We start from the raw sequence: 25,955 nt of genomic DNA, 5'->3' as shown, positions 1-25,955 counted from the left end.
ATGCGTTCCAAGGTCGTCCTGCGGCGCCTGATCGCCAACCGGCAGGCCCGCTACGGCTCCATAGCCCTGCTGCTGCTGGTGCTCGTGGCCTACATCGGCCCGTACTTCGGCGCGTACGCCTGGACGGAGAAGGACTTCCTGGCCTTCCTGTCGCCGCCCGACGCCGACCACTGGTGGGGGACCACCTCGATCGGCCAGGACATGTACGCGATCACGCTGCGCGGCATGCAGAAGTCGATCGTGATCGGCCTCCTGGTGGCGTTGATCTCGACGGGGCTGGCCGCGATCGTCGGCGCGTTCGCCGGATATTTCGGTGGATGGGCGGACCGTGTCCTCATGTGGGGCGTGGACCTGCTCCTCGTCCTGCCCAGCTTCCTGATCATCGCCATCATCTCGCCGCGGCTCAAGGCGGGCTCCTCGTGGCTCTGGTTCGTCGTGCTGCTCGCGGCGTTCTCCTGGATGATCACCTCCCGGGTGGTGCGGAGCATGACGATCTCGCTGCGCGAGCGCGAGTACGTCCTGGCCGCCGTCTACATGGGCATCCCGCGCTGGAAGATCATCTTTCGGCACATCGTGCCCAACCTGTCCTCGCTGCTGATCATCGACGCGACGCTCAACGTCTCCGCGGCGATCATCGGTGAGGCGGCGCTGTCCTTCTTCGGCTTCGGCATCCAGCCACCGGACGTCTCGCTCGGCACGCTGATCGCCGCCGGCTCCGGCAACGCCACCGGCTACCCCTGGCTGTTCGCCTTCCCCGCGGGCGCGCTGGTGCTCCTCGTGCTCAGCGTGAACCTCATCGGCGACGGCCTGCGCGACGCCCTCGACCCCGGGAGCAACTCGTGAGCATCTTGGAGGTCAAGGACCTCACCGTCACCTTCCCCGGCGGCGTCCAGGCCGTGCGCGGGGTGTCGTACGAGGTCGAGCGCGGCGAGGTGCTCGGCATCGTCGGCGAGTCCGGCTCCGGCAAGTCCGTGACCTCGCTCGCGGTCATGGGCCTGCTCCCGCCGAACGCCGTGGTCAGCGGCTCGGCCAAGCTGCACGGCCGCGAGCTGCTCGGCATGGACGACGACGAGCTGGTCAAGATCCGCGGCAAGGCCATCAGCATGATCTTCCAGGATCCGCTGTCGGCGTTCACGCCCGTCTACACGATCGGCGACCAGATCGCCGAGGCCGTGCGCATCCACCAGCGGATGGCGAAGGACAAGGCCGCCAAGCGGGCCGTCGAGCTGCTCGACCTGGTCGGCATCCCGCACCCGGACGTGCGCGCCAAGGCGTTCCCGCACGAGTTCTCCGGCGGCATGCGGCAGCGCGCGATGATCGCCATGGCCATCGCCAACGACCCCGACCTGCTCATCTGCGACGAGCCGACCACCGCGCTCGACGTCACCATCCAGGCCCAGGTGCTGGAGGTGCTGAAGACCGCGCAGCAGGAGACCGGCGCCGGCATCGTGATGATCACCCACGACCTCGGCGTCATCGCCGGCATGGCCGACCGGGTGCTCGTCATGTACGCGGGCCGGCCGGTCGAGCAGGGCCCGGTGGACGACCTCTACTACCGGCCGCGCATGCCGTACACGATGGGCCTGCTCGCCTCGATCCCGCGCGTGGACGGCGAGGAGGGGCCGCTGGTGCCGATCGAGGGCAACCCGCCCTCGCCGTCGTCGCTGCCGCCCGGCTGCCCGTTCGCGCCGCGCTGCCCCATGCGGGTGGACATGTGCGACGACGAGGAGCCGCCGCTCATCCCGTTCGGCCCCGGCGGCGGGCGCAGCGTGGCCTGCATCCGCTCGCACGAGATCGAGCACAAGGGCCTGACCGGCGCCGACGTGTTCCCCGTGCCGGTGATCCCGCCGAGCGAGGTGGTCCGGGTGCCACGCGCCGAGCGCGCGACGGTCCTGGAGCTGGACGACATGATCCGGCACTACCCGCTCATGAAGGGCGCGGTGATGAAGCGCCGGGTCGGAACGGTCTACGCCGTGGACGGCATCACCTTCGACATCGCCGAGGGCGAGACGCTGGCCCTGGTCGGCGAGTCGGGCTGCGGCAAGACCACCACGCTGCAGCAGATCATGCAGCTCGCGCCGCCGGAGGGCGGCCGGGTGGTGGTGCTCGGCAAGGACAGCGCCAAGATCGACAAGGCCATGCGCCGGGCGCTCCGCCGGGACGTGCAGATCGTCTTCCAGGACCCGATGGCCGCGCTCGACCCGCGCATGCCGGTCCAGGACATCATCGCCGAGCCGCTGCGCGCCCACGGCCGCAAGGACGTGCGCGCCCGGGTCGCGGAGCTGCTGGAGCTGGTCGGGCTGTCGCCGGAGCACGCCGAGCGTTACCCGAGCCAGTTCTCCGGAGGCCAGCGCCAGCGCATCGGCATCGCCCGCGCGCTCGCGCTGGAGCCGAAGCTGCTCGTCCTGGACGAGCCGGTCTCGGCGCTCGACGTCTCCATCCAGGCCGGTGTGATCAACCTGCTGGAGGAGCTGAAGAACACCCTGGGGTTGTCGTACCTCTTCGTCGCCCACGACCTGGCCGTGGTCAGGCACCTGGCCGACCGGGTGGCCGTGATGTACCTCGGCAAGATCGCCGAGATCGGCACGGTCGAGGAGGTCTACGACCACCCCGCGCATCCCTACACGCAGGCGCTGCTGTCGGCGATCCCGCTTCCGGACCCCGAGATGGAACGCACCCGGAAGCGGATCCTGCTCGAAGGCGACCTGCCCAGCCCGGCGAACCCGCCCACGGGTTGCCGGTTCCGCACCCGCTGTCCCAAGTTCGCCACGCAGCTCGACGAGGCGCAGCGGCAGCGGTGTGTGGATGAAGAGCCCTCGGTTGCTCGGCTGGCGGGCGCCGTGGACCACGGCGCCGCCTGCCACTACGCGGAGGAGATCGAGGTCATCACGGCCTCGGACGATCAGGAGGAAAAGTGAAGGTTCGTTACCAGGCGACCGCGGGGCTCGCGGTTCTGGCCCTGGCCGTCGCGGCTTGCGGCGGGGGTGGCGGCGAAGCCAAGAAGCCGAGCGCCGAGCAGACGCAGCAGGCTCAGGAGCAGATGTCGCAGACTCCGGCCATCAGCATCAACCCGGTGCCGTACGAGCAGGTCAAGGACGGCGGCACGCTGACCCTGGCGGTCGGCCAGTGGCCGCAGCAGTGGAACGGCAACCACGTGGACGGCAACCAGGCCGACACGGCGGACATGCTCGACGTGGTGATGCCGCAGCCGATCGTGTTCGACGAGCAGGCCCAGTGGTCGGCCAACCCGGACTACCTCTCCGACGTCAAGAACGACCTGACCGCGGACAAGCACGTCGTCACGTACACGATCAACGACAAGGCGAAGTGGTCGGACGGCACGCCGATCACCTGGGAGGACTTCGAGGCCGCCTGGAAGGTCAACAGCGGCAAGGACAAGAAGTACAAGCCGGCCTCCACCGACGGCTGGGACCGGATCGAGTCGGTCACCAAGGGCGACACGGACAAGGTCGCCGTCGTGACCTTCTCCAAGCCCTACCCCGAGTGGATGGGCCTGTTCTCCCGCTCGCCGCACCTGTACCCGGCCAAGCACATCCTGGACGCGGACAAGTACGAGAACGACTACAAGGGCAAGATCCCCGTCACCGCCGGCCCGTTCAAGGTCGAGAAGATCGACGAGGGCACCAAGTCCCTCACGCTGGTGCGTGACGACAACTGGTGGGGCAAGAAGGCCAAGCTCGACAAGATCATCTTCCGTGGCATCGAGTCGACGGAGGCGCAGGTCAACGCCTTCGCGAACGGCGAGATCGACGGCGTCGAGATCCCGTCCGGCTCCCCGGCCGAGCTGAAGCGCGCCAAGGAGGTCCCGAACGTGGACATCCGCAAGGCGCTCAGCCCGAACTGGCGGCACATCACGGTCAACAACGTCAGCGAGAACCTGAAGGACAAGACCGTCCGCCAGGCCATCGCGTACGGCATCAACCGTGACGTGATCACGCAGTCCGACCTCAAGGACATGGACTGGCCGCTGCAGACGCTCGGCAACCACGTCTTCATGAACAACCACAAGGGCTACGTCGACAACTCCGGCGACCTCGGCAAGTACAACCTGGAGAAGGCCAAGCAGCTCCTCGACCAGGCCGGCTGGAAGCAGGAGGGTGAGTACCGCAAGAAGGACGGCAAGGACCTCGAGCTGACCTTCGTCATCCCGACGGGCACCGCGGTCGCGCAGACCGAGGGTGAGCTGACCCAGGCCATGCTGAAGGAGGCCGGGGTCAAGGTCAACATCCGCCCGGTCCCGGTCGACAAGTTCTTCGTGGACTACGTCATCAAGGGCGACTTCGACCTGGTGCCGTTCTCCTGGATCGGCACGCCGCTGCCCATCGGCGGCCTGTCCCAGATCTACAAGACCGGCTCCGAGAGCAACTTCCCCAAGGGCAGCGACCCGGCCCTGGACGAGGCCATCGAGGCGGCCGTGAGCGAGCTCGACCCGGAGCAGGCCATCGCCAAGGCCAACGCCGCGGACAAGCTCATCTGGGACATGGTGCACACGATTCCGCTGTACCAGCGTCCCGACATCCAGGCGGCGAAGAAGACCCTCGCCAACTGGGGCGCGAAGGGCTACAAGTCCTACGACTACTCGATGATCGGCTTCACCGGCTGATCTCGGTCAACCCTGGAAACCCCCGTCCGGCCTCCCGCCGGGGCGGGGGTTTCCCCTTTGCGCCGATCACTTGGTTCGTCATTCAGAATTCGTCGTACCCGGAGACCTGGCCGATGGAGAAGATGTGCCGGTTCGCGGCGCAGATCGTCTCAAGAACGTGGATGGGAGTGTCCTCGGTGGAGTAGCTCGCGCGGAGCACCTGGACGATCCACTCACCGGGTTCGAGTTCCAGCGTCTCACGCTCGAAGGTGGTCGGCGGCCGAGCGGTCAGGCTCTCCTCCGCGTGACCGAACGAGTAACCGAGCGCGGTCAGCGCGGACTGAAGCGACGGCTTCACGAACTCGGGCTCGGCGATTCTCGTGTCGCCGAAAAGGTCCGCACGGAAGTAGCTGGTCGCGATGCGTACGGGTACGTCGTTCGCGGTCATCATCTTGCGCCGGGCCACGATGTCCGTACCGGGCTCGACGCGCAGACAGGTCGCGACATGATCGCTGGCGGGTTCGAGCCCGACATAGAGCATCCGGCGATCAGCTTTGAGCCCTTGCCGTTCCGCTTCCGCCAGGAACAGGGACTTGGACCCCCTGACCGCGGGTTCGGTCGGCAACGCCCGCTGCACCAGCACCCGAGGGGCCGGCGAGGCAGGGCCCTCAGGTGCGCGTGCCGTCGGGCCCTTTCTCATCTGCGAGATGCGTCCAGGCGAGACCCCCAGCCGCCCGGCGATCTCCTCCAGGCTCATCCCTGACTCCCGCGCCTCTGCGATGGCCTGTCGGCGCATCTTGGCAGCCTCGGCGACCAATCCCTGCTCCTCGGTCATGAGTCGGCTGAGCGCACGGGCTCGTTCCACGGGATCGTTGACCTGCGCGACTTCTCTCAGCGTCTTCAAGTCCATCCGGGTGTTGCCTCCTCAGTGACCGACAATCAGCGCATTTTAGCCCCCCTATTGCGAGGGTTAAGCCACGGCTCCACTCTCAGCTTTAGCCCCCCTAAAGCAGGGGCCTTCAGTAGACCCCCACCTACGGGATCAACGGTGCTGCAACACCACCCGCAGATGGGGGTCCGAAGCATCGAGAGCTTGGGGCGTCAACGATGCAGGACCAGATTATCGCCGGGCCCAGGAACGGCAAGGAAACGCAAGCAGCGCTGTCCGCGGATCTCCTACGCCGAACCAGACCGAGTACGGCATACAAGCAGACATGCACGCGGGATACGACCTCGCCCTCGTGTCGGTCTGGGTAGGGCTGGCGGTCTGGTGCGACGGCGACCGGTTCTGGTGGCGTACCGGCTGGGACCCCGAACGCAAGCACGCCCTCTACGCCTGGCGCCCGGCCACCGAACCCGAACGAGCCGCCCGCCGCATCGCCTTCCGGTACGCCGACCTACGCGCCGACCACCCGCCAGAGGGCAGGCCATGACGACGGCGGGGAGCGCCATCGGCCGCCGAGCCAAGATCGTGGACATGCTCCGTAGCCCAGCCAGGACGCGAGTGTACGCATCGTGGCTTCTTGGGCAACGTGGCACGGTGGTGGGCATCCTGCTCAACGGCACGCTGGCACTCGTGGAACTCGACGGCGAGCCCAGCGAACCGCTCGGCTGTGCACGGCGCTGGCCCATCCACTGGGATGACCTGCTGGTGTATTCGGTGGACGCCGGGCCGGTGAACGTCGAAGGCGGCTACCGGCTGGGGCTGTCCAGCCTGGAACGAGACGCCGTCCAGCATGCCGTACATGCTGCCAGCGGAACGAGTCTCTGCGGCGAGCCGGCACATCCGCTGCCGATCTGCGGATGGTCGTTGCCATTCTCGCCGGGGACGGCTCGGGCTTGTCCCGCCTGTGTCCGCTTGGCAGCGGAGGCGCCATAGGACCGTCGACCACGTGCCCCCGGAGAAGGGGAAAGTTTCACCTTCTCCGGGATGTTGGCGCTGGTGCAGGGGATGGGCGGGCGGCGGTGACGCTGCTTTATCGCGAAGTCAAGGGTCTTGTCCGGCGCTGGTGATCGTTCTTCAATGGGTGAGCCTCGGCACCCCCAGGAGGACAGATGCGCCGCTTACAAGCGTCCGCCGCCGTTCTGACGCTGACCCTCGCGACCCTGACCGTCGCCCAACCCCCCACCCCGGCCGCCGTCGCCGGGCCCGCCGACCCCGAGCCCGCCTCGCTGGTCACGCTCTCCGTCCCCGACCGCGCCGCGATGGAGCGCCTGGTCGCCTCCGGCGCCGACCTCACCCACCGGGTACGCTCCCAGCCCGACGGCAGCGTCCAGGTGGACGCCGTGGTGACGCCGGGCGAACTGGACGGCCTGCGCGCCCTCGGCGCCACCCTCGCCGCCGAGGGACCCTCCGCGAGGCGGGGCAGGCCGACGCCCGTGCCCACGGCCGGGCGGGACCAGGTCGTGATCGAGCGGGCCGTGTGGTTCAGGTCCCGCGACGGCTACTTCCTGTCCGTCGAGGCGTCCAGCAGCCTCGCCCAGGCCGCCACGCTCACCGTGAGCTGGCGCGGCAAGCAGGGCTCGGCCGGGCAGGCGGAGCTGGTGCCGTACGTGGACGCCGGCGCCTACCTCGGCCATCAGCTCAGCACCCCCGTCCCGGCGGCGGCCCGCCCCGAGTGGATCACGGTGACCTCGGCGGCCGGCGGCAAGGCCGACGCGCGGGTCGGCGAATGGCCCGGCGGGGAGGCGCCCGACCGGCGGGCGAAGGGCTACCGGACCGACTTCGTCACCCAGTACATGCCGCCCGACCAGCTCAACGAGCGCATCAAGGCCCTCCACAAGGAGTTCCCCCGGCTCACCGAGCTCGTCACGCTGCCGTACCCGACCAACGGCTACCGCCGCAAGGCCCAGGCCCTGCTCGGGACCCCGCCCGGCGCGGCCGTCGTGGTCACCTCGGCCGCGTACGGCTCCGAGGGCGGCAACGACCTGGCCGTCGAGCTGACCGACCCCGGCGCGCCCGGCCGCGCCCTTGAGGTCACCGTGGACGGCAAGATCATCAGGGTCGCCCTCGCCACCGACGGCTCCGGCGCGCTCACCAGCACCGCCGCCCAGGTCGTGGCCGCGATCAACGCCACCCCCGGCGTCCCCGTGCGGGCCTCGCTCTACCGGACCGACCCCGGCGCGGGCGTGTTGGCCCCGGCGCCGCTCACCCAGCTCAGCGACTTCCTGCGCGCCCCGGCGGGCGTGTCCAGGGCCCCGGCCAGGGTGCTGGCGCTGCGCATCGGCGCCCACCGCGACGGCTCGCGCACCGGCGTGCTCGCCTACGCCCAGGAGCATGCCCGCGAGTGGGTGGCGCCGCTGGTCGCGATCGAGGCGGCCGAGCGCCTGCTGCGCAACCACGACCGGGACCCGGCCACCCGCCGCCTGCTGGAGCGCACCGACGTCTTCATCGTGCCGACGGTCAACCCCGACGGCGCGAACTACAGCTTCTACGACTTCAACGGCCAGCGGAAGAACCTGACGAACCACTGCCCGGACAGCCAGTCCGACCCGGCGCTGCGCAACAACTGGGGCGTGGACGTCAACCGCAACTACGCGGTCGGCTCGCTGTCCGACGGCTACTTCGGGGCCTCGGCCGGCTGTACGAGCGGCACCTACGCCGGCCCCGCCGAGCACTCCGAGCCGGAGAGCCGCAACGTCATGTGGCTGGCCGAGCGCTACTCCAACATCCGCTTCGCGATGAACATCCACAGCTACGGCGGGTACTTCATGTGGCCTCCGGGGGCTTACAAGCTGGACGGGCGGGTCACCCTGCCCCGGCCGTCGCCGCGTGAGGAGGCGTACTTCCTGGAGTCGGCCCGCACGATCGAGCGGGCCATCGCCGCCGAGCGCGGCACGGTCGTCTGGCCGCAGCAGACCGGGCCGGTGACGGACGTGCTCTACTCGGCGGCCGGCAACTCGGCCGACGAGCTCTGGTACGAGCACGGGATCTACGGCTGGGACTTCGAGGTCGGCGCGGACCTGTGGAACGCCTCGACGGGCGCATGGGAGGGCGTCGGCTTCCAGCCGCCGTTCGCCGAGGGGCACCAGGAGGCGCTGGAGTTCGCGGCCGGGCTGATCGCGCTGATCGGCGTCGCGGCCGACCACCGCGACAGGCGCTGACCCACGCGCGCCCCGGAGAAGGTGAAAGTTTCACCTTCTCCGGGGCGTTCGCGCTGGTGCCGGGGGAGGGGCGGGCGGCGTGGATGGGCGCGGCCGTGCAGGTGACCTACAGTGCGCCTGGGAGCGCTCCCAAATGCCGGCAGCCGAGGGTGGAGGGCCATGAGAAGCACGAGCGGGAAGTGGGCGGCACGCGTGGCGGTGACGGTGCTCGCCCTCGCGGCGCTGAGCGTGCCGGGTGTGCCGGGGGTGCCTGACGTGCCCGGCGCGCCGGCCGGCGGGCCGCGGGCGTACGCGGCGGCGGCGCTGCCGTACCAGGACCCCACGCTGCCGGTGCCCACCCGGGTCAGTGACCTGATGTCGCGGATGTCGCTGGACGACAAGATCGGCCAGATGACGCAGGCCGAGCGCGGCTCGGTGAGCGCCGCCGACGTCACCACCTACCGGCTCGGCTCGGTGCTGTCCGGCGGCGGGTCCGCGCCCTCACCGAACACGGCCACGTCCTGGGCCGACATGTACGACAGATACCAGAACGCCGCCCTCGCCACCCCGCTCGGCGTCCCCATCCTGTACGGCGTGGACGCCGTGCACGGCCACAACAACGTCGTGGGCGCCACGATCTTCCCGCACAACATCGGCCTCGGCGCCGCCCGCGACCCCGCCCTGGTGCAGCGCATCGGCCGGGCGGTCGCCGAGGAGGTCTCCGGCACCGGCGTGGACTGGAACTTCGCGCCCTGTGTCTGCGTGGCCCGCAACGACCGGTGGGGCCGCACGTACGAGTCGTTCGGCGAGACCCCCGCCCTGCCGTCCGAGATGACGACGTTCATCACCGGCCTCCAGGGCACCGCGCTGAACGGCCCCGCCTCCGTCCTCGCCACCGCCAAGCACTACGTCGGCGACGGCGGCACCACCGGCGGCGTCGACCAGGGCGACACCCAGCTCTCCGAGGCCGAGCTGCGGGCCATCCACCTGCCGCCGTTCCGCGCCGCCGTCGAGAAGGGCGTCGGCTCGGTGATGATCTCCTTCAGCAGCTGGAACGGCGCCAAACTGCACGGCCACCAGTATCTCGTCACGACCGTGCTCAAGAGCGAGCTGGGCTTCACCGGCTTCGTCGTCTCCGACTGGAACGGCATCGACCAGATCGACGGCGCGGCCGGAACCTCCGCCTCCGACGTGCGCAGCGCCGTCAACGCCGGCATCGACATGGTCATGGCGCCGACCTCGTGGCGGCAGTTCATCGACCTGCTGCGGGCCGAGGTCCAGGCCGGCCGGGTGAGCACCGCGCGGATCGACGACGCGGTCCGCCGCATCCTCACCAAGAAGTTCGAGCTCGGCCTGTTCGAGAAGCCGCTCACCGACCGCTCCTACACCGCGACCGTCGGCTCCTCCGCGCACCGCGCCATCGCCCGCGAGGCGGTCGCGAAGTCGCAGGTCGTGCTGAAGAACAGCGGGAACGTGCTGCCGCTCGCGCCCGGCGGCAAGATCTTCGTGGCCGGCAGGAGCGCCGACGACATCGGCCTGCAGAGCGGTGGCTGGACGATCTCCTGGCAGGGCTCGGCCGGCGCGATCACCCCCGGCACCACCATCCTCCAGGGCATCAGGAACGCCGCCGGCTCCGGCACGACCGTCACCTACAGCCGCGACGGCGGCGGCATCGACGGCTCCTACCGGGTGGCCGTCGCGGTGGTGGGCGAGACGCCGTACGCGGAGGGCGAGGGCGACCGGCCCGGCTCCATGGGCCTGGACAGCACCGACCTCGCCACGCTCGCCACCCTGCGCGCCTCCGGCGTCCCCGTCGTGGTGGTGCTGGTCAGCGGCCGGCCGCTGGACGTCGCCGCCCAGCTCCCCGGCTGGAACGCGCTGGTCGCCGCCTGGCTGCCGGGCACCGAGGGGCAAGGGGTGGCCGACGTGCTGTTCGGCGCCGTCAAGCCCACCGGCAAGCTGCCCGTGACCTGGATGAGCAGCGCCTCGCAGCAGCCGATCAACGACGGCGACGGCAAGACGCCGCTGTTCCCGTACGGGTTCGGCCTGACCTATGGCGGGACGCCGGGCGACACCACGCCGCCCACCGCCCCCGGCGCGCCGTCGGCCGGCGACGTCACCTCGTCGTCGGTCCGGCTGACCTGGGCCGCCGCCACCGACGACGTGGGCGTCACCGGCTACGACGTGGTCCGGGTGACGGGCACCGGCGAGACGGTCGTGGCCTCCTCCGCCACGCCCGCCGCGACGGTGAGCGGCCTCGCCGCCGGCACCTCGTACACGTTCGCCGTGTACGCGAAGGACGCGGCGGGCAACCGCTCGCCCCGCTCGGCCACGGTCGCGGTGACCACCCGCCCCGAGGGAGGGACGGGCGGCTGCTCGGTCACGGCGAGCGTGCAGAGCCAGTGGGGCAACGGGTACGTCGTCCAGCTCACCGTCACCAACACCGGCACGACCGCGCTCACCGGCTGGGCCGTGACCTTCACGCTGCCCTCCGGCCACCAGGTGACCGGCTCGTGGAACGCCACCCTGACGACGAGCGGCCAGAACGTCACCGCCAGGAACGCCGCGCACAACGGCTCGCTGGGGCCGGGCGCGAGCACGTCCTTCGGCTTCCAGGGCAGCCGCCCGGCCGGCGACACGCGCCTGCCGGACGGCTACCGCTGCGGGTGAGGCGTCAGCGGTCCACGTGCAGCCGGTCGAACTCGACGAGCGGAGCGGCGGTGCCCGCGAAGGCGCGGTCCACCGACGCCCGCTCGGCGGCGCTCGGGTACGCGTTCGTGCAGCTCGTGGGCGCGCTGGAGCCCGACATCAGATCGGTGCACAGGCCGGTGCGCCGGTCGGGCAGGCCGAGGATGTGGCCGATCTCGTGGGCGGCGATGCGGACCGGGTTGTAGCCCTGGGAGGTGGCCTCGCGGCCCATCCAGACCGTGCCGCGGCCGAGGCTGGCCGGCAGGGCGCGGGGCCAGCCGTTGTCGGCGATCACGGTGAAGTGCGCGGGCGTGCCCTTGACCAGGCGTACGTTCGACACGCTGGAGTTCCAGATCGCGGCGGCCTGGTCCACGGCCGAGACGAACTCGGCCGCCCGGCTGGAGTCGTACCTGAGCACCGTGACCAGGGCGGTCGCGCGGGCCGGGGTGGCGACCGCGAGCAGGACGAAGCCGAGGACGAGGGAGAGCACGAGACGTAGGCGTCGGGGCATGGGGGTCCTCCGAGGGGTGGGGGTGGCTGTCACGGTATGCGTGCTCCCGCGCCTCGGCACCTGTCAGCTTGCCCCTATCACGGTGTTATGACCTTCGCCGAAGGCGGATCCGCCGGTCCGGACGGGCACACTCACCTCATGCCCGGAGATCCCCCCGAACCCAGCCCCCGGCCGGCGCCCGAGCCGGATCTCGAACTCGGCGAGATCGCTCCCTCCACCTTCCAGGTCCACAACGACACCATGGCCGCGGTCGGTTTCCTGACCATCGCCAGGCGGCTGCCCTCGCTCATCGCCGAGGCGCTGCGCCTGGCCTGGTCCGCCAGTCCACGCGACACCGTCACCACCGTCACGCTCAGCCTGCTCGGCGGGCTCGTCACCGCGTTCGGGCTGCTGGCCACCACGGGCGCGCTCACCGCGCTGCTCAGCGAGGGCCCGACCCCCGGCCGGGTGCTGGCCGCCCTGCCCAGCCTGGCCCTGGTCGGCGCGGCCGCGGTGGCCCGCGCGCTGCTCCAGGCGGGCGCCGGGTGGGCCGAGGCGCGGCTAGGGCCGCAGCTCGAACGGGCCGCCGAGGAGCGGCTGTACGGGCTGACCAGCAAGGTCGAGCTGATCGCCTACGACGATCCCGAGTTCCACGACGCGCTCGAACGCGCCGAGGGGCACGGCGTCGGCATCGTCGGCGTCGTCGTCTCCGCCGCCGTCGACGTCGTCACCTCGCTCGTCGGCATCGCGGCGGCGGCCGGCGTGCTCGGCGTGCTGCACCCGGTGCTGCTGCCGCTGCTCCCGCTCGCCGTGCTGCCCGACGCCTGGGCCGCGATCCGCGCCGCCCGCCAGCGCTACACCACGGTCCACGGGCTCGTCCCCGCCCGCAGGCGCAAGTACATCATCAGCCGCCTGCTGGCCGACCGCGACTGCGCGGCCGAGGTGCGCGCCTTCACCATGCGCGCGTTCCTGCTGCGCGTCTACGACAAGGTAGCGAGGGCAGAGCAGGAGGAGATGCTCAAGCTGGTCAAGCGGCAGACCCTCACCCGGCTGATCGGCCAGGCGCTCGGCGGCCTCGGCAGCGCGCTGGTCTACGTCACGCTCGGCGTGCTGCTCGCGGTCGGAGCGATCCCGCTGGCCGTGGCCGGCACCGCGGTCCTCGCCATCCGGTCGGCCCAGGGCTCGCTGTCCAGCCTGCTGTTCACCACCAACACGCTGTACGAGCAGGGCCTCTACTTCACCGACTTCCTGCGCTTCTGCGCCGACGCCGAACGCCGCCTGGTCCCGCCCCGCCCGCGGCCGGCCCCCGAGGGCTTCGACCGCATCGCCGCCGACGGCCTGACCTTCACCTACCCGGGCACGGAGGAGCCCGCGCTGCGCGGGGTGTCCGTCGAGATCAAGCGGGGCGAGATCGTCGCGTTCGTCGGCGAGAACGGCTCGGGCAAGACCACCCTGTCCAAGATCCTCGCCGGCCTGTACGAGCCCGACACGGGGACCGTCCACTGGGACGACACCGACCTGCGCGAGGTGGACCCCGACGAGCTGCGCCGGCGCACCGCCGTGATCGCCCAGGACCACACCCGCTGGCCGCTCGCCGCCCGCTACAACATCACGATGGGCACCGACAAGGGCGAGCCTGCCCTGCACTCCGCGGCGGCGGTGGCCGGGGCCGACGAGGTGATCGCCGCCCTGCCGCACGGCTACCGCACCCTGCTCGACCGCCGGTTCAAGGACGGCCACGAGCTGTCCGGCGGTCAGTGGCAGCGCATCGCCGTGGCCCGCGGCTTCCACCGCGACGCCGACCTGCTCATCTGCGACGAGCCCACCGCCGCGCTCGACGCCCGCGCCGAGCACGCGCTGTTCGAGCGCATCCGCAGCCATGCCGACGGCCGCACGGTGCTGCTCATCACCCACCGCCTGGCCAGCGTCCGCCTCGCCGACCGCATCTACGTGCTGGAGCACGGCAAGGTCGTCGAGCAGGGCGACCACGACGCGCTCATGGCCAGGGGCGGGCTCTACGCCGACCTCTACACCCTCCAGGCCACCGCCTACCGGTGAGTTACGGCAGCGGGGTGGAGGCGGTGACGGTGTGGACGAAGGCCAGGCCGTCGAACTCCTCGCCCGGCACCACGGGTTTGAACGCCAGCGAGGCGGTGAGCCGGCCGGCGACCGCGCCGAACGACCGGAAGCGCGCGGTCCCCGCCAGCCATTCCGCCACGGCCGCCGGCCGCTCCCCGCCGCGCAGGTCCACGACGTGGTCGGCGGCGCAGGCGGCGGCCAGCCGCGTCTCCACCGCGAGCGGCGTCCCCGCGGACGGCACCCGGAACGTCCGCGTCGTCAACCGGTCCTCCTGCGCGCCGAACCGCAGGAACCCGGGCCGGCGGCGCAGCCGGGACCTGGGGACGGCGCGGAACCCGCCGGAGCCGAAGAGGGCGCCCAGGGCGTAGTAGGCCGCGCCGTGCTCGTCGGCCAGAGTGGCGTCCCATGGTGGCGGCCCCGCCGATGGCGCCCTTGCCGATGTGGCCGTTGTGCGCCCACAGGACGACCTTCGCGCCGGGCTCGGCGAGCAGCAGGCTCGTGTTCTCGGCCATGTGGCGGTCGCGGGCCGCGCCCAGGGTCAGCTCCGGGTCGGCGTGGGTGAAGGGACGGCACGACAGGTCGGCGGCCTGGCCGACGACACGGGCGGCCTCGCGGGCCTCTTCAGGGCCGTGCCCGTCCACGTGCTCCGCCAGCCGCCGCGCGGCGGCCTCGACCTCGGGCCCCAGCGGCTCGTCCCGCCCCCACCGCGACCGGGCCAGCACGTCCAAGGGGTCGAGCAGCTCGTCCGCCGCCCCTCCCAGGTGCTCGCGCAGGCTCCGCAGCGCCGCGCCCGGGTGCTGCGGATCGACGCCGGCGAACCGTACGGGCCGCTCGGCGGTGCGGTTGTGCTCGCGCAGCCACTCGACCACGGCCAGCATCTCGGCCGTGTCCAGCGTCCAGAAGCCCAGCCCGGCGACCACCTGCCTGGCGTCACCGCGGCCGGTGCGCACGTGGTCGTCCACGGCCCGGGCCGCCGCCGCGCTGGCCTCGATCGCGAGGGTGGTGAAGCCCAGCTCCCGCACCAGGAGCTCGGTCAGCCGCCGGCGCAGGGAGAAGAACTCGGCGCTGCCGTGCGTGGCCTCGCCCAGCCCGGCCAGCCGCACCCCGTCCAGCGCGGCGCGGAACGGGGCAGGCTCGTCGAGCGGGACCGCCCGCCCGGCGAGCCATCGGGTGATCTCGTCGTCGGTCACGCGCCCAAGTTACTTGCTGAACCCCGCGGTCAGGCCGGCGAGGAGCTGGCGGCGGCCCAGCACGTACAGGACGAGGATGGGCAGCGTGGTCAGCACGACCGCGGCGAGCACCGCCGGCACGTTGATGCTGTACTGGCCCTGGAAGCTCGCCAAGGCCAGCGGCAGCGTGCGCTGCTCCGGGCTCTGCGTCAGGATCAGCGGCAGCAGGAAGCCGTTCCAGATGGCGAGCGCGTTGTAGATGGTCACCGTCACCACGGCAGGGCGGGTCAGCGGGAGCGCCAGGTGCCACAGCGTGCCCCACTCGCTGGCGCCGTCCAGCCGCATCGACTCGAACAGCTCCTTGGGCACGTCCCTGATGAAGTTCGACAGGACCAGCACCGACAGCGGGATCGCGAACGCGATCGACGGCAGGATCAGCGCCAGCAGCGTGTCGTACAGGTGCAGCCTGATGATGATCAGGTAGATCGGGATGACCGTGGCCTGGAGCGGGATGGCCAGCCCCATGAGGAACAGCGAGTTCGTGGAGCGTAGGAAACGGCTGCCGCCGCCGCGCACGATCGCGTACGCCGCCATGAACGACACCGCGACCGCCGGCGCCACCGCCCCGATCGCCACCACCAGGCTGTTGACGAAGTAGCGGATGAAGCCCGACTCGATGACCATCTGGTAGTTGGTGAGGGTGGGCTCGGACGGCGGCGCGAACGGGTTCTCGGCGTAGTAGTTGCTCTGCGACTTGAAGCTCGTGATGACGATCCAGTAGATCGGCACGATCACGACGAGCAGCCAGATCCAGCTGATCGTGCCGCCCAGCCAGTTGGGCCGCTCCCCGAGGCGGCGCCGGGGCGGGCGGGCGTGCTGGGCCGCGGCCCGCGACGGCTCCTTGGTCAGCGTCGTCGCCATGTCAGGCCCCTTCCAGCTGGCTGGCGCTCGCGTCCCGGCCGCCGAGCCGGCGCAGCAGGAGCGCCAGGACCAGACCCACCAGAACCAGGATGCAGGCGATCGCGCTGGCCGGGCCCATGAGGTTGGCCTGGAAACCGCGCTTGTACATGTCGATGGCGAGGACCCGGGTGGCGTCGCCGGGACCGCCCGCGGTCAGCACGTAGATCAGGTCGAAGAACGTCAGCGAGCCGACGACCATGAGCGTCGAGGACGTGATGATCGTGTACTTGAGCTGCGGCAGCGTGATGCTGAAGAACTTGCGCACCCGGCCGGCGCCGTCCAGTTCGGCCGCCTCGAACATCGACCGGGGGATCTGGCGCACGCCGCCCTGGTAGAGCAGCGAGTGGAACGGGATGAACTGCCACGACACCACGAAGATGACCACGCCTATCGCCAGGGCGGGCTCGCCGAGCCAGTCCTGCACCAGCAGGTCGATCTCCAGCCCGGCGCCGAGCCCGAAGTTGGGGTCCAGCAGCGCCTTGTAGGTGATCGCGATGGCCGCCGAGCTGAGCAGCAGCGGGATGAAGTACAGCACCGCGAGCACCGCGCGGTAGCGCTGCTGCCCGGCGAGGAACACGCCGATGAGGATGCTCGCCGGCGTCTGCACCAGCCACGACAGGGCCATCACCAGGAACGTCACCCAGAGCGCGTGCGGCAGCCCGGGGTCGGCGAGCACCGCTCGCCAGCTGTCGAAGCCCGTGACGCTGATGTCGCCGAGCCCGTCCCACGAGGTGAAGCTGAGCAGGAGCACCCCGATGAGCGGGATCACGCCGAAGCCGACGAAGAACGCCAGGGCCGGCACCGCGAGCCAGGGGAGCGCCGAGGCCCCCCGGCCGCCGGACGAGGCGGCCGGGGGAACGTTCCGCCCGGACGGGAGGGGGATGACGCTCACTTGCCGATGACCGCGTTCATGTTCGAGGTGAACTGCTGCGGCGAGATCGACAGCTGGAACAGCTTGGAGATGTTGTCCAGCAGCACCTCGGCCGCCGTCGGGCTGAGCGCCTGGTCCCAGGACTGCGCGAAGGACTTGGCGTTGACCGCGATGCCGTAGACGAAGTTGAGGAACTCAGCGTCGGGGGAGGAGGCGAACGCCGAGTCGGCGCCCTTGACGATCGGCACCGCGCCGGTGCCCACCCAGTCCTTGACCGACTCGTCGCTCACCAGCTCGGTGGCGAAGAACTTCTTGGCGATCTCCTTCTGCTCCGGCGTGGCCTTGGAGGAGATCGACATGTACTGGCCGGGGTTGCCGACGGTGTTGCCGGGGTCGCCCTTGCCGCCGTCGATCGGCGGGAAGTTCATGTAGCCGAGGTTGCCGCCGGGGACGAAGTCGCCACCGTCGGTCTTCATGCTGCCGTACGTCCAGCCGCCGTGCAGCATCATCGCGGCCTTGCCGGTGTAGAGGAGGGCCTGGTCGGCGTTGGAGTCGGCGGTGATCGAGGAGAAGCCCTTGATGAAGCCGTTGGCCTTGATCAGCTCCTGCATCTTGGTCAGGGCGTCGAGGGCGGCGGGGTGCGACCAGGCGTCCTTCTCGCCGTCGAAGACGGCCTGGAAGACCTCGGGGCCGGCGATGCGGTCGAAGAGGAACTCCAGCCACATCATGTTCGTCCAGCGCGACTGGCCGCCCAGCGAGAACGGCGCGATGCCCTTGGCGTTGAACTTCGGCACCAGGTCCATGATGTCGCCCCAGGTCTGGGGCGGCTGCGCGCCGATCTTCTCGAAGGCCCGCTTGTCGTAGTAGAGGACGATCGGCTGCATGGTCTCGCACGGCATCGCGTAGATCTTGCCGTCGATCGTGGCCGCGCCGAACGAGGAGGGGAAGAGCCGGTCCTTGAGCTGCTGGTTCTGCTCGAAGAACGGCGTGAGATCGTCGACCTGGCCGGCCTGCACGTAGCTGCGCAGCGTGCCGCCGCCCCAGCCCCAGATCAGCGTGGGGGCCTGGCCGGCGCCGATGGCGGTCTTGATCTTCGTCTTGAAAGCGTCGTTCTGGAAGGTCGTGCCCTCGATGGTGCCGTTGGGGTTGGCCTTGTTGAAGCGCTCCATGGTCCTGGTGCGCACGCCCTCCTGCGGCTGCGTGGACAGGTACCAGTAGGTAGCGCTGCTGCCGCCGCCTCCACCGCCCGTGCTGGCGGCGGTGCCGGGCTTGGTCGGTCCCGAACTGCCGCAGGCGGCCAGGGCGGCTCCCAGGGGAACGCCCATGGAGAGGCTGAGGAACGTGCGGCGGGAAGTTGCTCTGGTCTCCACGCTGATCTCCGTACTCGAACGCCGGGGGGTTGGGCGCGCGTCCCCTTGAACCAGGGATGCGAGGTGAGCCTGTCGAAACATTTGCGACATGCCGCGTGGCACGCCAATCTAGATTTCGGGAATGTGCCTGTCAAGACGCCGCCGTGCGATCTCTCCCTATTCCAACAGGCGTCGAGTAAAGTACGCTGGCGCGGCGCTTAGCTGCTCATCTGGTGACGAGGAGGTCTCGCTCAGAGGTCGCTGACGGCGTCGAAACATTTCGAAAAACTAACGCTGATGTTCGGTTTTAAGGAGCCCAGATGACGGCCGTTGAGCGGACTTCCGAGGTGGGCGCGCGCCGCCCGTGGCAGGACCCGGACCTCCCCGTGGCGGACCGGGTGGAGGCGCTCCTGGCGGAGCTGACCCTTGAGGAGAAAATCGGCCAGCTCGGCAGCCGTTGGGTCGGCAACGACATGGAGGCCGAACCGCCGGCCGTCGACGGGGCTGACGGCGTTGACAGGGCTGACGGCGTTGACGGCGTTGACGGCGATGACGCCGCCATCAACGTGGCTCCCATGCAGGACGTGTTCGCCTCCTCAGGCACCGTCCCCTTCGCGGAGGCGATCAGGCACGGACTCGGCCACCTGACCCGGGTGCACGGCAGCGCCCCCCTCACGCCCCAGGAGGGCGCCGCCGAGGTGGTCAGGTTGCAGCGCCAGGTGATGGCGGCCTCACGGCTCGGCATCCCGGCCATCGTGCACGAGGAATGCCTGACCGGGTTCACCGCGTACGGCGCGACCGTCTACCCGGCCGCCATCGCGTGGGGCGCGACGTTCGACCCGGAGCTCATCGAGCGGATGGCGGCGGCGATCGGCCGCGACATGGCCGCGGTCGGCGTACACCAGGGCCTGTCGCCGGTCATCGACGTGGTGCGCGACTACCGGTGGGGGCGGGTCGAGGAGACGATGGGCGAGGACCCCTACCTCGTCTCCATGCTCGGCGCCGCCTACGTGCGCGGCCTGGAGAGCACCGGCGTCATCGCCACGCTCAAGCACTTCGCCGGCTACTCCGCCTCCCGCGCGGCCCGCAACCACGGCCCGGTGTCCATGGGGCGGCGTGAGCTGATGGACATGATCCTGCCCGCGTTCGAGACCGCGATCGTGCTCGGCGGGGCCCGCTCGGTCATGAACTCCTACTCCGACGTGGACGGCCTGCCCGCGGGGGCCGACCCCTGGCTGCTCACCGAGGTGCTGCGTGACGAATGGGGCTTCACCGGCACCGTCGTCTCCGACTACTGGGCGGTCCCGTTCCTCGCCACCATGCACCGGGTGGCCGCGGACACCGAGGAGGCCGGCGCGCTCGCCCTGGCCGCCGGCATCGACGTCGAGCTGCCCGACACCCTCGGCTTCGGGGAGCGGCTGGCCGACCGGGTACGCCGCGGCGAGCTGCCCGAGGAGCTGATCGACCGCGCCGCGCGCCGGCTGCTCACCCAGAAGGCGCAGCTCGGGCTGCTCGACGCCGGCTGGACGCCGGAGCTGTCCGTGGCCGGGGCCGACACCGTGGACCTGGACGGGCCGGCCAACCGGGCGCTGGCCCGCGAGCTGGCCGAACGCTCGATCGTGCTGCTCGACGCCGGCACCGCGCTGCCGCTGCGGGCCGAGGGCCGGGCCGCGCCGCGCCGGGTGGCCGTCGTCGGGCCCTGCGCCGACGAGCCCCGCACGTTCATGGGCTGCTACGCCTTCCCCAACCACGTGCTGCCCCGCCACCCCGGCCTCGGGCTCGGCGTCGAGGCCCCGAGCCTGCTCGACGCGCTGCGCGCCGAGCTGCCCGGCACCGAGATCGTCCACGAGCGCGGCTGCGACGTGCAGGGCGGCGACCGCTCCGGCTTCGCCGCCGCGACCGCCGCCGCCCGCGAGGCCGACCTGTGCGTGGTGGCCGTCGGCGACCTCGCCGGGCTGTTCGGGCACGGCACGTCGGGGGAGGGCTGCGACGCCGACGACCTGCGGCTGCCCGGCCTGCAGGAGGACCTGGTCACCGAGCTGGCCGCCACCGGGACGCCGGTCGTCGTGGTGGTCGTGTCCGGGAGGCCGTACGCGCTGGGCGAGGTGCACGCCGCCGCCGCCGGGCTCGTGCAGGCGTTCATGCCCGGCGAGGAGGGCGGCGCGGCCATCGCCGGCGTGCTGTCCGGCCGGGTCCAGCCGTCGGGCCGGCTGCCGGTGCAGATCCCGCGCGGGCACGGCGGCCAGCCGGGCACCTACCTGCAGCCGCCGCTCGGCGCCGACAGCGACGGCATCAGCAACCTCGACCCGACCCCGCTGTTCCCCTTCGGCCACGGCGCCTCCTACACCGCCTTCGCCCTCGACGACCTGCGGATCAGCGACACCGAGGTGCCGACGGACGGCGAGTTCACGGTGGGCGTGCGGGTGCGCAACACCGGCGTGCGGGCCGGCGACGAGGTCGTCCAGCTCTACCTGAACGACGTCCTCGCCCAGGTCACCCGTCCGGTACGCCAGCTCACCGGGTTCGCCAGGGTCCGGCTGGAGCCGGGGGCGGCGGCCCGCGTCACCTTCCGCGTGCACGCCGACCGCACCGCCTTCACCGGACGCGATCTGCGGCGCATCGTGGAGCCAGGGGACGTCGAGGTGCTCGTCGGCACGTCCGCTGCCGACCTGCCGTGCCGCGGCGTGGTCCGGCTGACCGGCCCCGTACGGGCCGTCGGCCACGACCGCCGCCTCGACACGCCCTTCTCCGTGGACGTTCAGGAGGGAAGCGATGCCGGCGACTCCTAGGCGCGCCACTCTCGCCACGGTCGCGGCCTCGGCCGGGGTGTCGGTGGCGACCGTGTCCAAGGTGCTCAACGGGCGCAGCGACGTCGCCCCGGCGACCCGCTCGCTGGTCGAGTCGCTGCTGCGCCAGCACGACTACGTGTCGCCGTCGCCGCGCCGGGGTGAGAGCGCCGGGACGGACACGGTCGAGGTGCAGTTCGACGCCGACATCAACGCGTACTCGACCGAGCTCATCCAGGGCCTGGTCAACGCCGGGGCGGAGCTGGGCGTCGGGATCGTGGTCAGCGTCAAGCGGGACGCGGCCCGCCCCGGCTCCTGGGCGCGCGAGCTGGCCGCCGCCGGGCGGCGGGCGCTCATCGCGGTCACCAGCGAGCTGACCAGCGGGCAGCTCACCGCGCTGGCGCGGGCGCGGGTGCCGCTGGTCGTCATCGACCCGCTCAACCTGCCGCGCACCAGGGTGACCAGCGTCGGCTCGACCAACTTCGCCGGCGGGCTGGCCGCCACCCAGCACCTGCTCGGGCTCGGGCACCGGCGCATCGCCTACATCGGAGGCCCGGCCACCGCGGCCTGCAACCAGGCGCGGCTGCACGGCTACCGGGCGGCGCTGGAGGCCGAGGGCGTCTCCGTGCCGCCCTGCTACGCGCACTTCGGCCACTTCCGCTACCAGGACGGGCTGGAGTACGGCGCCGCCGTGCTCGACCTGCCCGAGCCCCCCACGGCGATCTTCGTCGGCTGCGACGAGACCGCGCTCGGCGTCATGGAGGCGGCCCGCGGACGGGGCCTGCGCATCCCCGAGGACCTCAGCATCGTGGGCTTCGACGACACCCAGATCGCGCGGATGGTCTCGCCGCCGCTGACCACGGTCCGCCAGCCGCTGCGCGAGATGGGCAGCGTCGCGCTGCGCACCGCGCTGCGCCTGGCGGCGGGCGAGCCCATCGACTCCCATCACGTCGAGCTCGCCACCGAGCTGATCGTGCGCGGCTCGACGGCGGAGGTGACCTGCGCGCGTCAGGGCTGAGTGACGCCCCGCCCGGGTAGGACCCGGTGATCGGGGGGTGGGGCGTCATGCGGGGCGACGGGGACCCGGGCGTCGAGGACGGCGACGGGACCAGCGACGGGATCGGCGGCGGGACCGGCGACGGCGAGGTCTGTGAGGGGATGCTCGGCGCGCTGCTGCGCGCCGGCCCACCGGCCTCGCTGGAGGACCTGCCGGCGCTCGTCACCGAGCACGCCGGCCGCGCCGGGCTCGCCCACCCCATGCTGTACGTCGCCGACCTCCAGCAGCAGTTCCTGCTCCCGCTGCCGGGCCAGCGCGACGAGACCGGTGCCCCGCTCGACCGCGTCCCGATCGACACGACGGTCCCCGGCCTGGCCTTCCGCACGATGGAGCCGGTGCAGGCCCGCACCGCCACCGTCGCGGCCGAGCCCGCCGAGCCCGTCACGGAGGAGGGGCCGCGCCGGCTGTGGGCGCCGCTGCTCAGCGGCACCGAACGCCTCGGCGTGATCGGCGTGATCGTGCCGCACTCCGACGCGGACGTCCTCACGCGCCTCACCCGGCTGGCCGGCCTGGTCACCCTGCTCGTACAGAGCAAGCGCGCGTTCAGCGACGTCTACGCCCAGCTCGTCCGCACCCGGCCGATGGCCCTGTCCGCCGAGGTGCTGTGGAACCTGATGCCCGGCGGGACCTTCGCCAACGACCGGGTGGTGGTCAGCGCGGCGCTGGAGCCCGCGTACGAGGTGGGCGGCGACGCCTTCGACTTCGCGCTCAACGGCGACGTGCTCCGGCTGTCGATCTTCGACGCGATGGGCCACGACACCTCGGCCGGGCTGACCGCCACCATCGCGGTCGGCTGCTGGCGCAAGCACCGCCGCGAGGGCGCCGACGTGCTGGCCGCGGGGGAGGCCGTGGACGACGCCATCGCCCGGCAGTTCGTCACCACCCGCTTCGCGACCGGCGTCCTCGCCGACCTGGACACCCGGACGGGCCGGCTGGTGTGGGCCAACCGGGGGCATCCCCCGCCGGTGGTGCTGCGCCGCGGCCAGCTCGTCGCCACCCTCGACGCCGCGTTCGGCACCCCGATGGGGCTCGGCCTGGGCCTGCCCGCCGAACCGGGCCGCTACCAGCTCGAACCCGGCGACCGGCTGCTCCTCTACACCGACGGCGTCATCGAGGCCCAGGACCCGCAGGGGGAGCGGTTCGGGCTGGAGCGGTTCATCGACTTCGTCATCAAGCGCGAGGCCGACGGCGTGTCCGCGCCCGAGACCCTGCGCCGCCTGATCAACGCGATCCTCGACCACCAGCGCGGCTGGCTCCAGGACGACGCGACGGTCCTGCTCGTCGAGTGGCGCCCTCAGTCCCCGCCCTGACGTCCGCCGCGACCGCCGAAGGTCAGCGGGAGCTCCACCTGACCTCGTACGGCTTCAGCTCGTACTCCTTGCCGTCCACCTCCGTGGTGGCCGCCGCGTTCGAGGTGTTGACCAGCACCACCTGCTCCGGCTGGGCCAGCACCCGGACCTTCGGGTCGGAGGAGGCGACCTCGTCCAGCTTCGCCCCGGCGGGGAACCACTTCACGAAGTTCTCGACCAGCCGCTGCGTGGCGGACGGCGCGCCGGTGCGCGGGTCCCACAGGCAGCCGTTGCAGGCGGCGTCCTTGGTTTGCGGGTTCCAGTAGAGGGCGGTGGCGGCGCCGCTGCGCGCGAACTCCATCATCGAGGCGGCCTGCACGGCAAGGCGCTTGTTCTCCGGCCAGGTGGTGCCGTCCTCGGGCTGGAAGTACCACTCCGACCACCAGATCGGCATGTCGCCGGTCTTCTCGCGCAGCCAGGTGGTGACCGCGCTGAACTTGCTCAGCGCGCCGAACTCGTCGGGCATCAGCTCGTGGGCGTCGGTCGGGGAGGCGCCGTCCACGACGATGAAGTCGGCGCCCTTCTTGTGCTCGAACCAGTAGTTGAAGGCGTCGAGGACGTTCTGGTTGACCACGCCCCAGTCGCCGCGCAGCTCCGAGCGGCCGCCCTTGTTGCTGTCGAAGCCGAGGTACGGGCCGCCGACCTTGGCGTCGGGGCGGACCGCCTTCACCGCGTCGTAGACCTTGTTGTAGAGCTGCGTGTAGCCCTTGTAGTCGGCGGGCTTGGAGTGGTTCTTCCAGAAGCCCTTGAACTCGTTCCAGACCATGAAGTACTCGACGTCGCGGTAGCGCTCGGCGACCGTGGCGGCCAGTCTGGCGAAGTCGTCGAAGTGCTCCGGGTAGGGGGCGTCCTCCAGGTGCTCGGCCCAGCCCTCCTCGGAGGTCGGGCCCTCGGGGCCGCCCTTCATCCAGTCGGGGGCGCAGCACAGGGTGATGACCTGGGTGCCGCCGGACGCCTTCATGAAGCCCGTGCGGCTGTCCAGGTCCTCCCAGAAGAACTCCTGGCGGCGGGGCTGCGGGTTGAGCGCGCCGAAGCCCATGATGTGCTGGTTCTGCAGCATGGGGGTCTGCGAGAGCGAGCGGGCGACGGCCTGCTCGAAGCGCGGGTTGATGTTGTTGGCGCTGGTGCCGGTGTGGGTGAAGCCCCAGCGCGGCCAGCCCGGGTCCACCGCCGGCGGTTTGGCCTCGCCGGACGGTTGCGGGGGCGCGCTCGCCTCGGCGGTCGCTCCCGGCCTGGGCTGCCCGGTCTCGGGGGCCGCGCCGTCGCCGCCGTCGCCGGAGCCGCATCCGGCGACGATCACCGCCAGCGCGACCGCGGCGATCACCCCTGCCGGCCGCCTCCACATCGTCTTCCCGCTGTCCGCAGCCACCTAGATCCACCCGTTTCTGATGATTTGTCGTTGAGAGCATCGCACGGCGGAGCCCGTGCGGGGATCCCGGATCTGCTCGGCGGCACGCACCGGTGGGCGGCTCATCCGCGCACCCGCAGGTCCGCGAAGAGCGCACGGTGGTCGGAGCCGGGAAGATCGTGGATCCGTACGGCGACCGCCCCCGCGCGGCCGTCGGTGAGCACGTGGTCGATGGCCACGAGCGGCGGGATCCGGCGCATCGGCCAGGTCGGCACGAGCCCCTGGCCGGTCGCCGCGGCGGCGTCGGTGTAGCCGGTGTCCAGCAGCCCGCGGAACACCGCGTGGTCCAGCGTCGCGTTGAAGTCGCCGGCCAGGATGCGCGGCGGCCCGGTGGACGGCGCGGGCGGCAGCGTGGCCACCCCCGCGTGCCACTCGGGCACGGTCGAGGGGACCGGCGCGACCGGGTGCACGACGACCACCTCGACCGCCTGGCCGCCGGGCAGCGCCACCTCGGCCACCGGCATGTGGTGCCCGACCGGCTGGAACAGCCCGGTGCGCTCGCGCAGTGGGTAGCGGGCGTACAGGCCGCTGCCCACCGGCCCCCAGGTCGCCGGCCTGGCCACCTGGTACGGCAGCAGGCTCTCCAGCCCGGCCGCCCGCAGCCGCTCCTGCTCGGCGAAGGTGAGCTCCTGGAGGCTCAGCACGTCCACGTCATGGGCGCGGACCAGGCCGACGACCGTCTCGGCGTCGGCGCGTCCACCGTTGAGGTTGGCCGTCAGCAGCCGCAGCGGCCGCCCCTCCGCCGGCGCCGCCGACGCGACGGCGCGCGGGAGGACGCACCAGGCCAGGCAGACGCACACGGCCAGCATGACGGCGATCGCCGTCCTGCTCCGTACGGCCGCCGCCAGCCCCAGCGTCAGCAGCGCGGCCGGCGCGAAGTACGGCGTGAACGAGACCAGCGGCACCAGCAGCGCCCCGGACTCCAGGCCGCCGAGCCGCACGGCCGTCCCCGCCGCGAACACCAGGGACACCGCCGCGACCAGCCGTCCCGCCCACCGCCGGCGGGGCCGGGACGGCGCGGCGGCCCCGCCCGTCACCTCTTGCATTAACACAGGGACGCACT

General features: G+C 71.6%; 19 protein-coding genes and 1 pseudogene. 11 read left to right on the top strand and 9 right to left on the bottom strand.

What is annotated here, in order from left to right; genetic code table 11:
- The 3 genes from BMW85_RS19695 to BMW85_RS19685 are packed head-to-tail and all read left to right on the top strand — an operon-like array spanning position 1 to position 4,624.
- A complete protein-coding gene (locus BMW85_RS19695; RefSeq protein ID WP_091083239.1) occupies positions 1 to 843 on the top strand; it encodes an ABC transporter permease in 843 nt (280 codons plus the stop codon).
- Positions 840 to 2,918, top strand: coding sequence for a dipeptide ABC transporter ATP-binding protein (locus tag BMW85_RS19690; RefSeq protein ID WP_091083236.1), 2,079 nt, complete (start codon positions 840 to 842; stop codon positions 2,916 to 2,918). Before BMW85_RS19695 ends, BMW85_RS19690 begins: the two co-directional genes overlap by 4 nt.
- Positions 2,915 to 4,624: an ABC transporter family substrate-binding protein gene (locus BMW85_RS19685; protein WP_091083234.1), complete on the top strand. Its 1,710-nt coding sequence runs from the start codon at positions 2,915 to 2,917 to the stop codon at positions 4,622 to 4,624. Before BMW85_RS19690 ends, BMW85_RS19685 begins: the two co-directional genes overlap by 4 nt.
- Before the next feature lie 82 nt (positions 4,625 to 4,706).
- Here the strand turns inward: BMW85_RS19685 and BMW85_RS19680 are convergent, their stop codons facing one another.
- Positions 4,707 to 5,513, bottom strand: a complete 807-nt coding sequence (locus BMW85_RS19680) for a UTRA domain-containing protein (protein WP_091083231.1) — start codon at positions 5,511 to 5,513, stop codon at positions 4,707 to 4,709.
- A 304-nt stretch (positions 5,514 to 5,817) separates the two neighbouring features.
- On the opposite strand from BMW85_RS19680, the gene BMW85_RS19675 reads away from it, so the two are divergent.
- From BMW85_RS19675 to BMW85_RS19665, 4 genes are all read left to right on the top strand, one after another.
- Positions 5,818 to 6,036: a hypothetical protein gene (locus BMW85_RS19675; RefSeq protein ID WP_091083229.1), complete on the top strand. Its 219-nt coding sequence runs from the start codon at positions 5,818 to 5,820 to the stop codon at positions 6,034 to 6,036.
- 107 nt (positions 6,037 to 6,143) lie between these two features.
- Positions 6,144 to 6,482: a hypothetical protein gene (locus BMW85_RS48520; RefSeq protein ID WP_143082335.1), complete on the top strand. Its 339-nt coding sequence runs from the start codon at positions 6,144 to 6,146 to the stop codon at positions 6,480 to 6,482.
- A 176-nt stretch (positions 6,483 to 6,658) separates the two neighbouring features.
- Complete coding sequence (locus BMW85_RS19670) at positions 6,659 to 8,707, top strand: M14 family zinc carboxypeptidase (RefSeq protein ID WP_091083227.1); 2,049 nt, start codon at positions 6,659 to 6,661, stop codon at positions 8,705 to 8,707.
- A 159-nt stretch (positions 8,708 to 8,866) separates the two neighbouring features.
- Entirely contained in the window at positions 8,867 to 11,356 is a 2,490-nt protein-coding gene (locus BMW85_RS19665; RefSeq protein WP_245774939.1) for a glycoside hydrolase family 3 N-terminal domain-containing protein, read from the top strand.
- Between the two features lie 4 nt (positions 11,357 to 11,360).
- Here the strand turns inward: BMW85_RS19665 and BMW85_RS19660 are convergent, their stop codons facing one another.
- Positions 11,361 to 11,885, bottom strand: a complete 525-nt coding sequence (locus BMW85_RS19660; RefSeq protein WP_091083223.1) for a snapalysin family zinc-dependent metalloprotease — start codon at positions 11,883 to 11,885, stop codon at positions 11,361 to 11,363.
- A 138-nt stretch (positions 11,886 to 12,023) separates the two neighbouring features.
- Between BMW85_RS19660 and BMW85_RS19655 the strand changes: the two genes are divergently transcribed.
- A complete protein-coding gene (locus BMW85_RS19655; RefSeq protein ID WP_091084051.1) occupies positions 12,024 to 13,922 on the top strand; it encodes an ABC transporter ATP-binding protein in 1,899 nt (632 codons plus the stop codon).
- A gap of 1 nt (position 13,923) precedes the next feature.
- Here the strand turns inward: BMW85_RS19655 and BMW85_RS52570 are convergent, their stop codons facing one another.
- From BMW85_RS52570 to BMW85_RS19635, 5 genes and pseudogenes are all read right to left on the bottom strand, one after another.
- The gene (locus BMW85_RS52570) at positions 13,924 to 14,304 is read right to left on the bottom strand and encodes a hypothetical protein (protein ID WP_425434350.1); all 381 of its coding nucleotides are present in this window, start codon (positions 14,302 to 14,304) and stop codon (positions 13,924 to 13,926) included.
- 49 nt (positions 14,305 to 14,353) lie between these two features.
- Positions 14,354 to 14,965, bottom strand: a pseudogene (locus BMW85_RS52565) (erythromycin esterase family protein); the annotation flags it as partial.
- A gap of 177 nt (positions 14,966 to 15,142) precedes the next feature.
- Complete coding sequence (locus BMW85_RS19645) at positions 15,143 to 16,033, bottom strand: carbohydrate ABC transporter permease (protein WP_091083218.1); 891 nt, start codon at positions 16,031 to 16,033, stop codon at positions 15,143 to 15,145.
- 1 nt (position 16,034) lies between these two features.
- Positions 16,035 to 16,964, bottom strand: a complete 930-nt coding sequence (locus BMW85_RS19640; RefSeq protein ID WP_218155858.1) for a carbohydrate ABC transporter permease — start codon at positions 16,962 to 16,964, stop codon at positions 16,035 to 16,037.
- Complete coding sequence (locus tag BMW85_RS19635; RefSeq protein WP_245774938.1) at positions 16,961 to 18,313, bottom strand: extracellular solute-binding protein; 1,353 nt, start codon at positions 18,311 to 18,313, stop codon at positions 16,961 to 16,963. Before BMW85_RS19635 ends, BMW85_RS19640 begins: the two co-directional genes overlap by 4 nt.
- A gap of 299 nt (positions 18,314 to 18,612) precedes the next feature.
- Here BMW85_RS19635 and BMW85_RS19630 point away from each other — a divergent pair, with 299 nt between their 5' ends.
- Genes BMW85_RS19630 through BMW85_RS19620 form a run of 3 tightly spaced genes read left to right on the top strand, consistent with a single transcriptional unit; the run spans position 18,613 to position 23,445 of the window.
- Positions 18,613 to 21,081 (top strand): glycoside hydrolase family 3 N-terminal domain-containing protein, encoded by a 2,469-nt coding sequence (locus BMW85_RS19630; protein ID WP_091083214.1) that lies wholly within the window; start codon positions 18,613 to 18,615, stop codon positions 21,079 to 21,081.
- On the top strand, positions 21,065 to 22,096 hold the full coding sequence (locus BMW85_RS19625; RefSeq protein ID WP_091083211.1) for a LacI family DNA-binding transcriptional regulator: 1,032 nt from the start codon (positions 21,065 to 21,067) through the stop codon (positions 22,094 to 22,096). The genes BMW85_RS19630 and BMW85_RS19625 overlap by 17 nt, the downstream gene beginning before the upstream one ends.
- Positions 22,097 to 22,143: 47 nt before the next feature.
- A complete protein-coding gene (locus BMW85_RS19620; protein ID WP_245774937.1) occupies positions 22,144 to 23,445 on the top strand; it encodes a PP2C family protein-serine/threonine phosphatase in 1,302 nt (433 codons plus the stop codon).
- 22 nt (positions 23,446 to 23,467) lie between these two features.
- Here BMW85_RS19620 and BMW85_RS19615 read toward each other — a convergent pair whose 3' ends face one another.
- Together BMW85_RS19615 and BMW85_RS19610 are read right to left on the bottom strand one after the other, a co-directional pair.
- Complete coding sequence (locus tag BMW85_RS19615; protein WP_245774936.1) at positions 23,468 to 24,853, bottom strand: xylan 1,4-beta-xylosidase; 1,386 nt, start codon at positions 24,851 to 24,853, stop codon at positions 23,468 to 23,470.
- A 101-nt stretch (positions 24,854 to 24,954) separates the two neighbouring features.
- The gene (locus BMW85_RS19610) at positions 24,955 to 25,938 is read right to left on the bottom strand and encodes an endonuclease/exonuclease/phosphatase family protein (RefSeq protein ID WP_091083207.1); all 984 of its coding nucleotides are present in this window, start codon (positions 25,936 to 25,938) and stop codon (positions 24,955 to 24,957) included.
- Positions 25,939 to 25,955 lie beyond the last annotated feature (17 nt).

Origin of the sequence: Nonomuraea wenchangensis (genome assembly GCF_900111685.1) — a bacterium.
Classification (GTDB): domain Bacteria; phylum Actinomycetota; class Actinomycetes; order Streptosporangiales; family Streptosporangiaceae; genus Nonomuraea; species Nonomuraea wenchangensis.
This window is presented reverse-complemented; position numbering and strand designations above follow the sequence as displayed.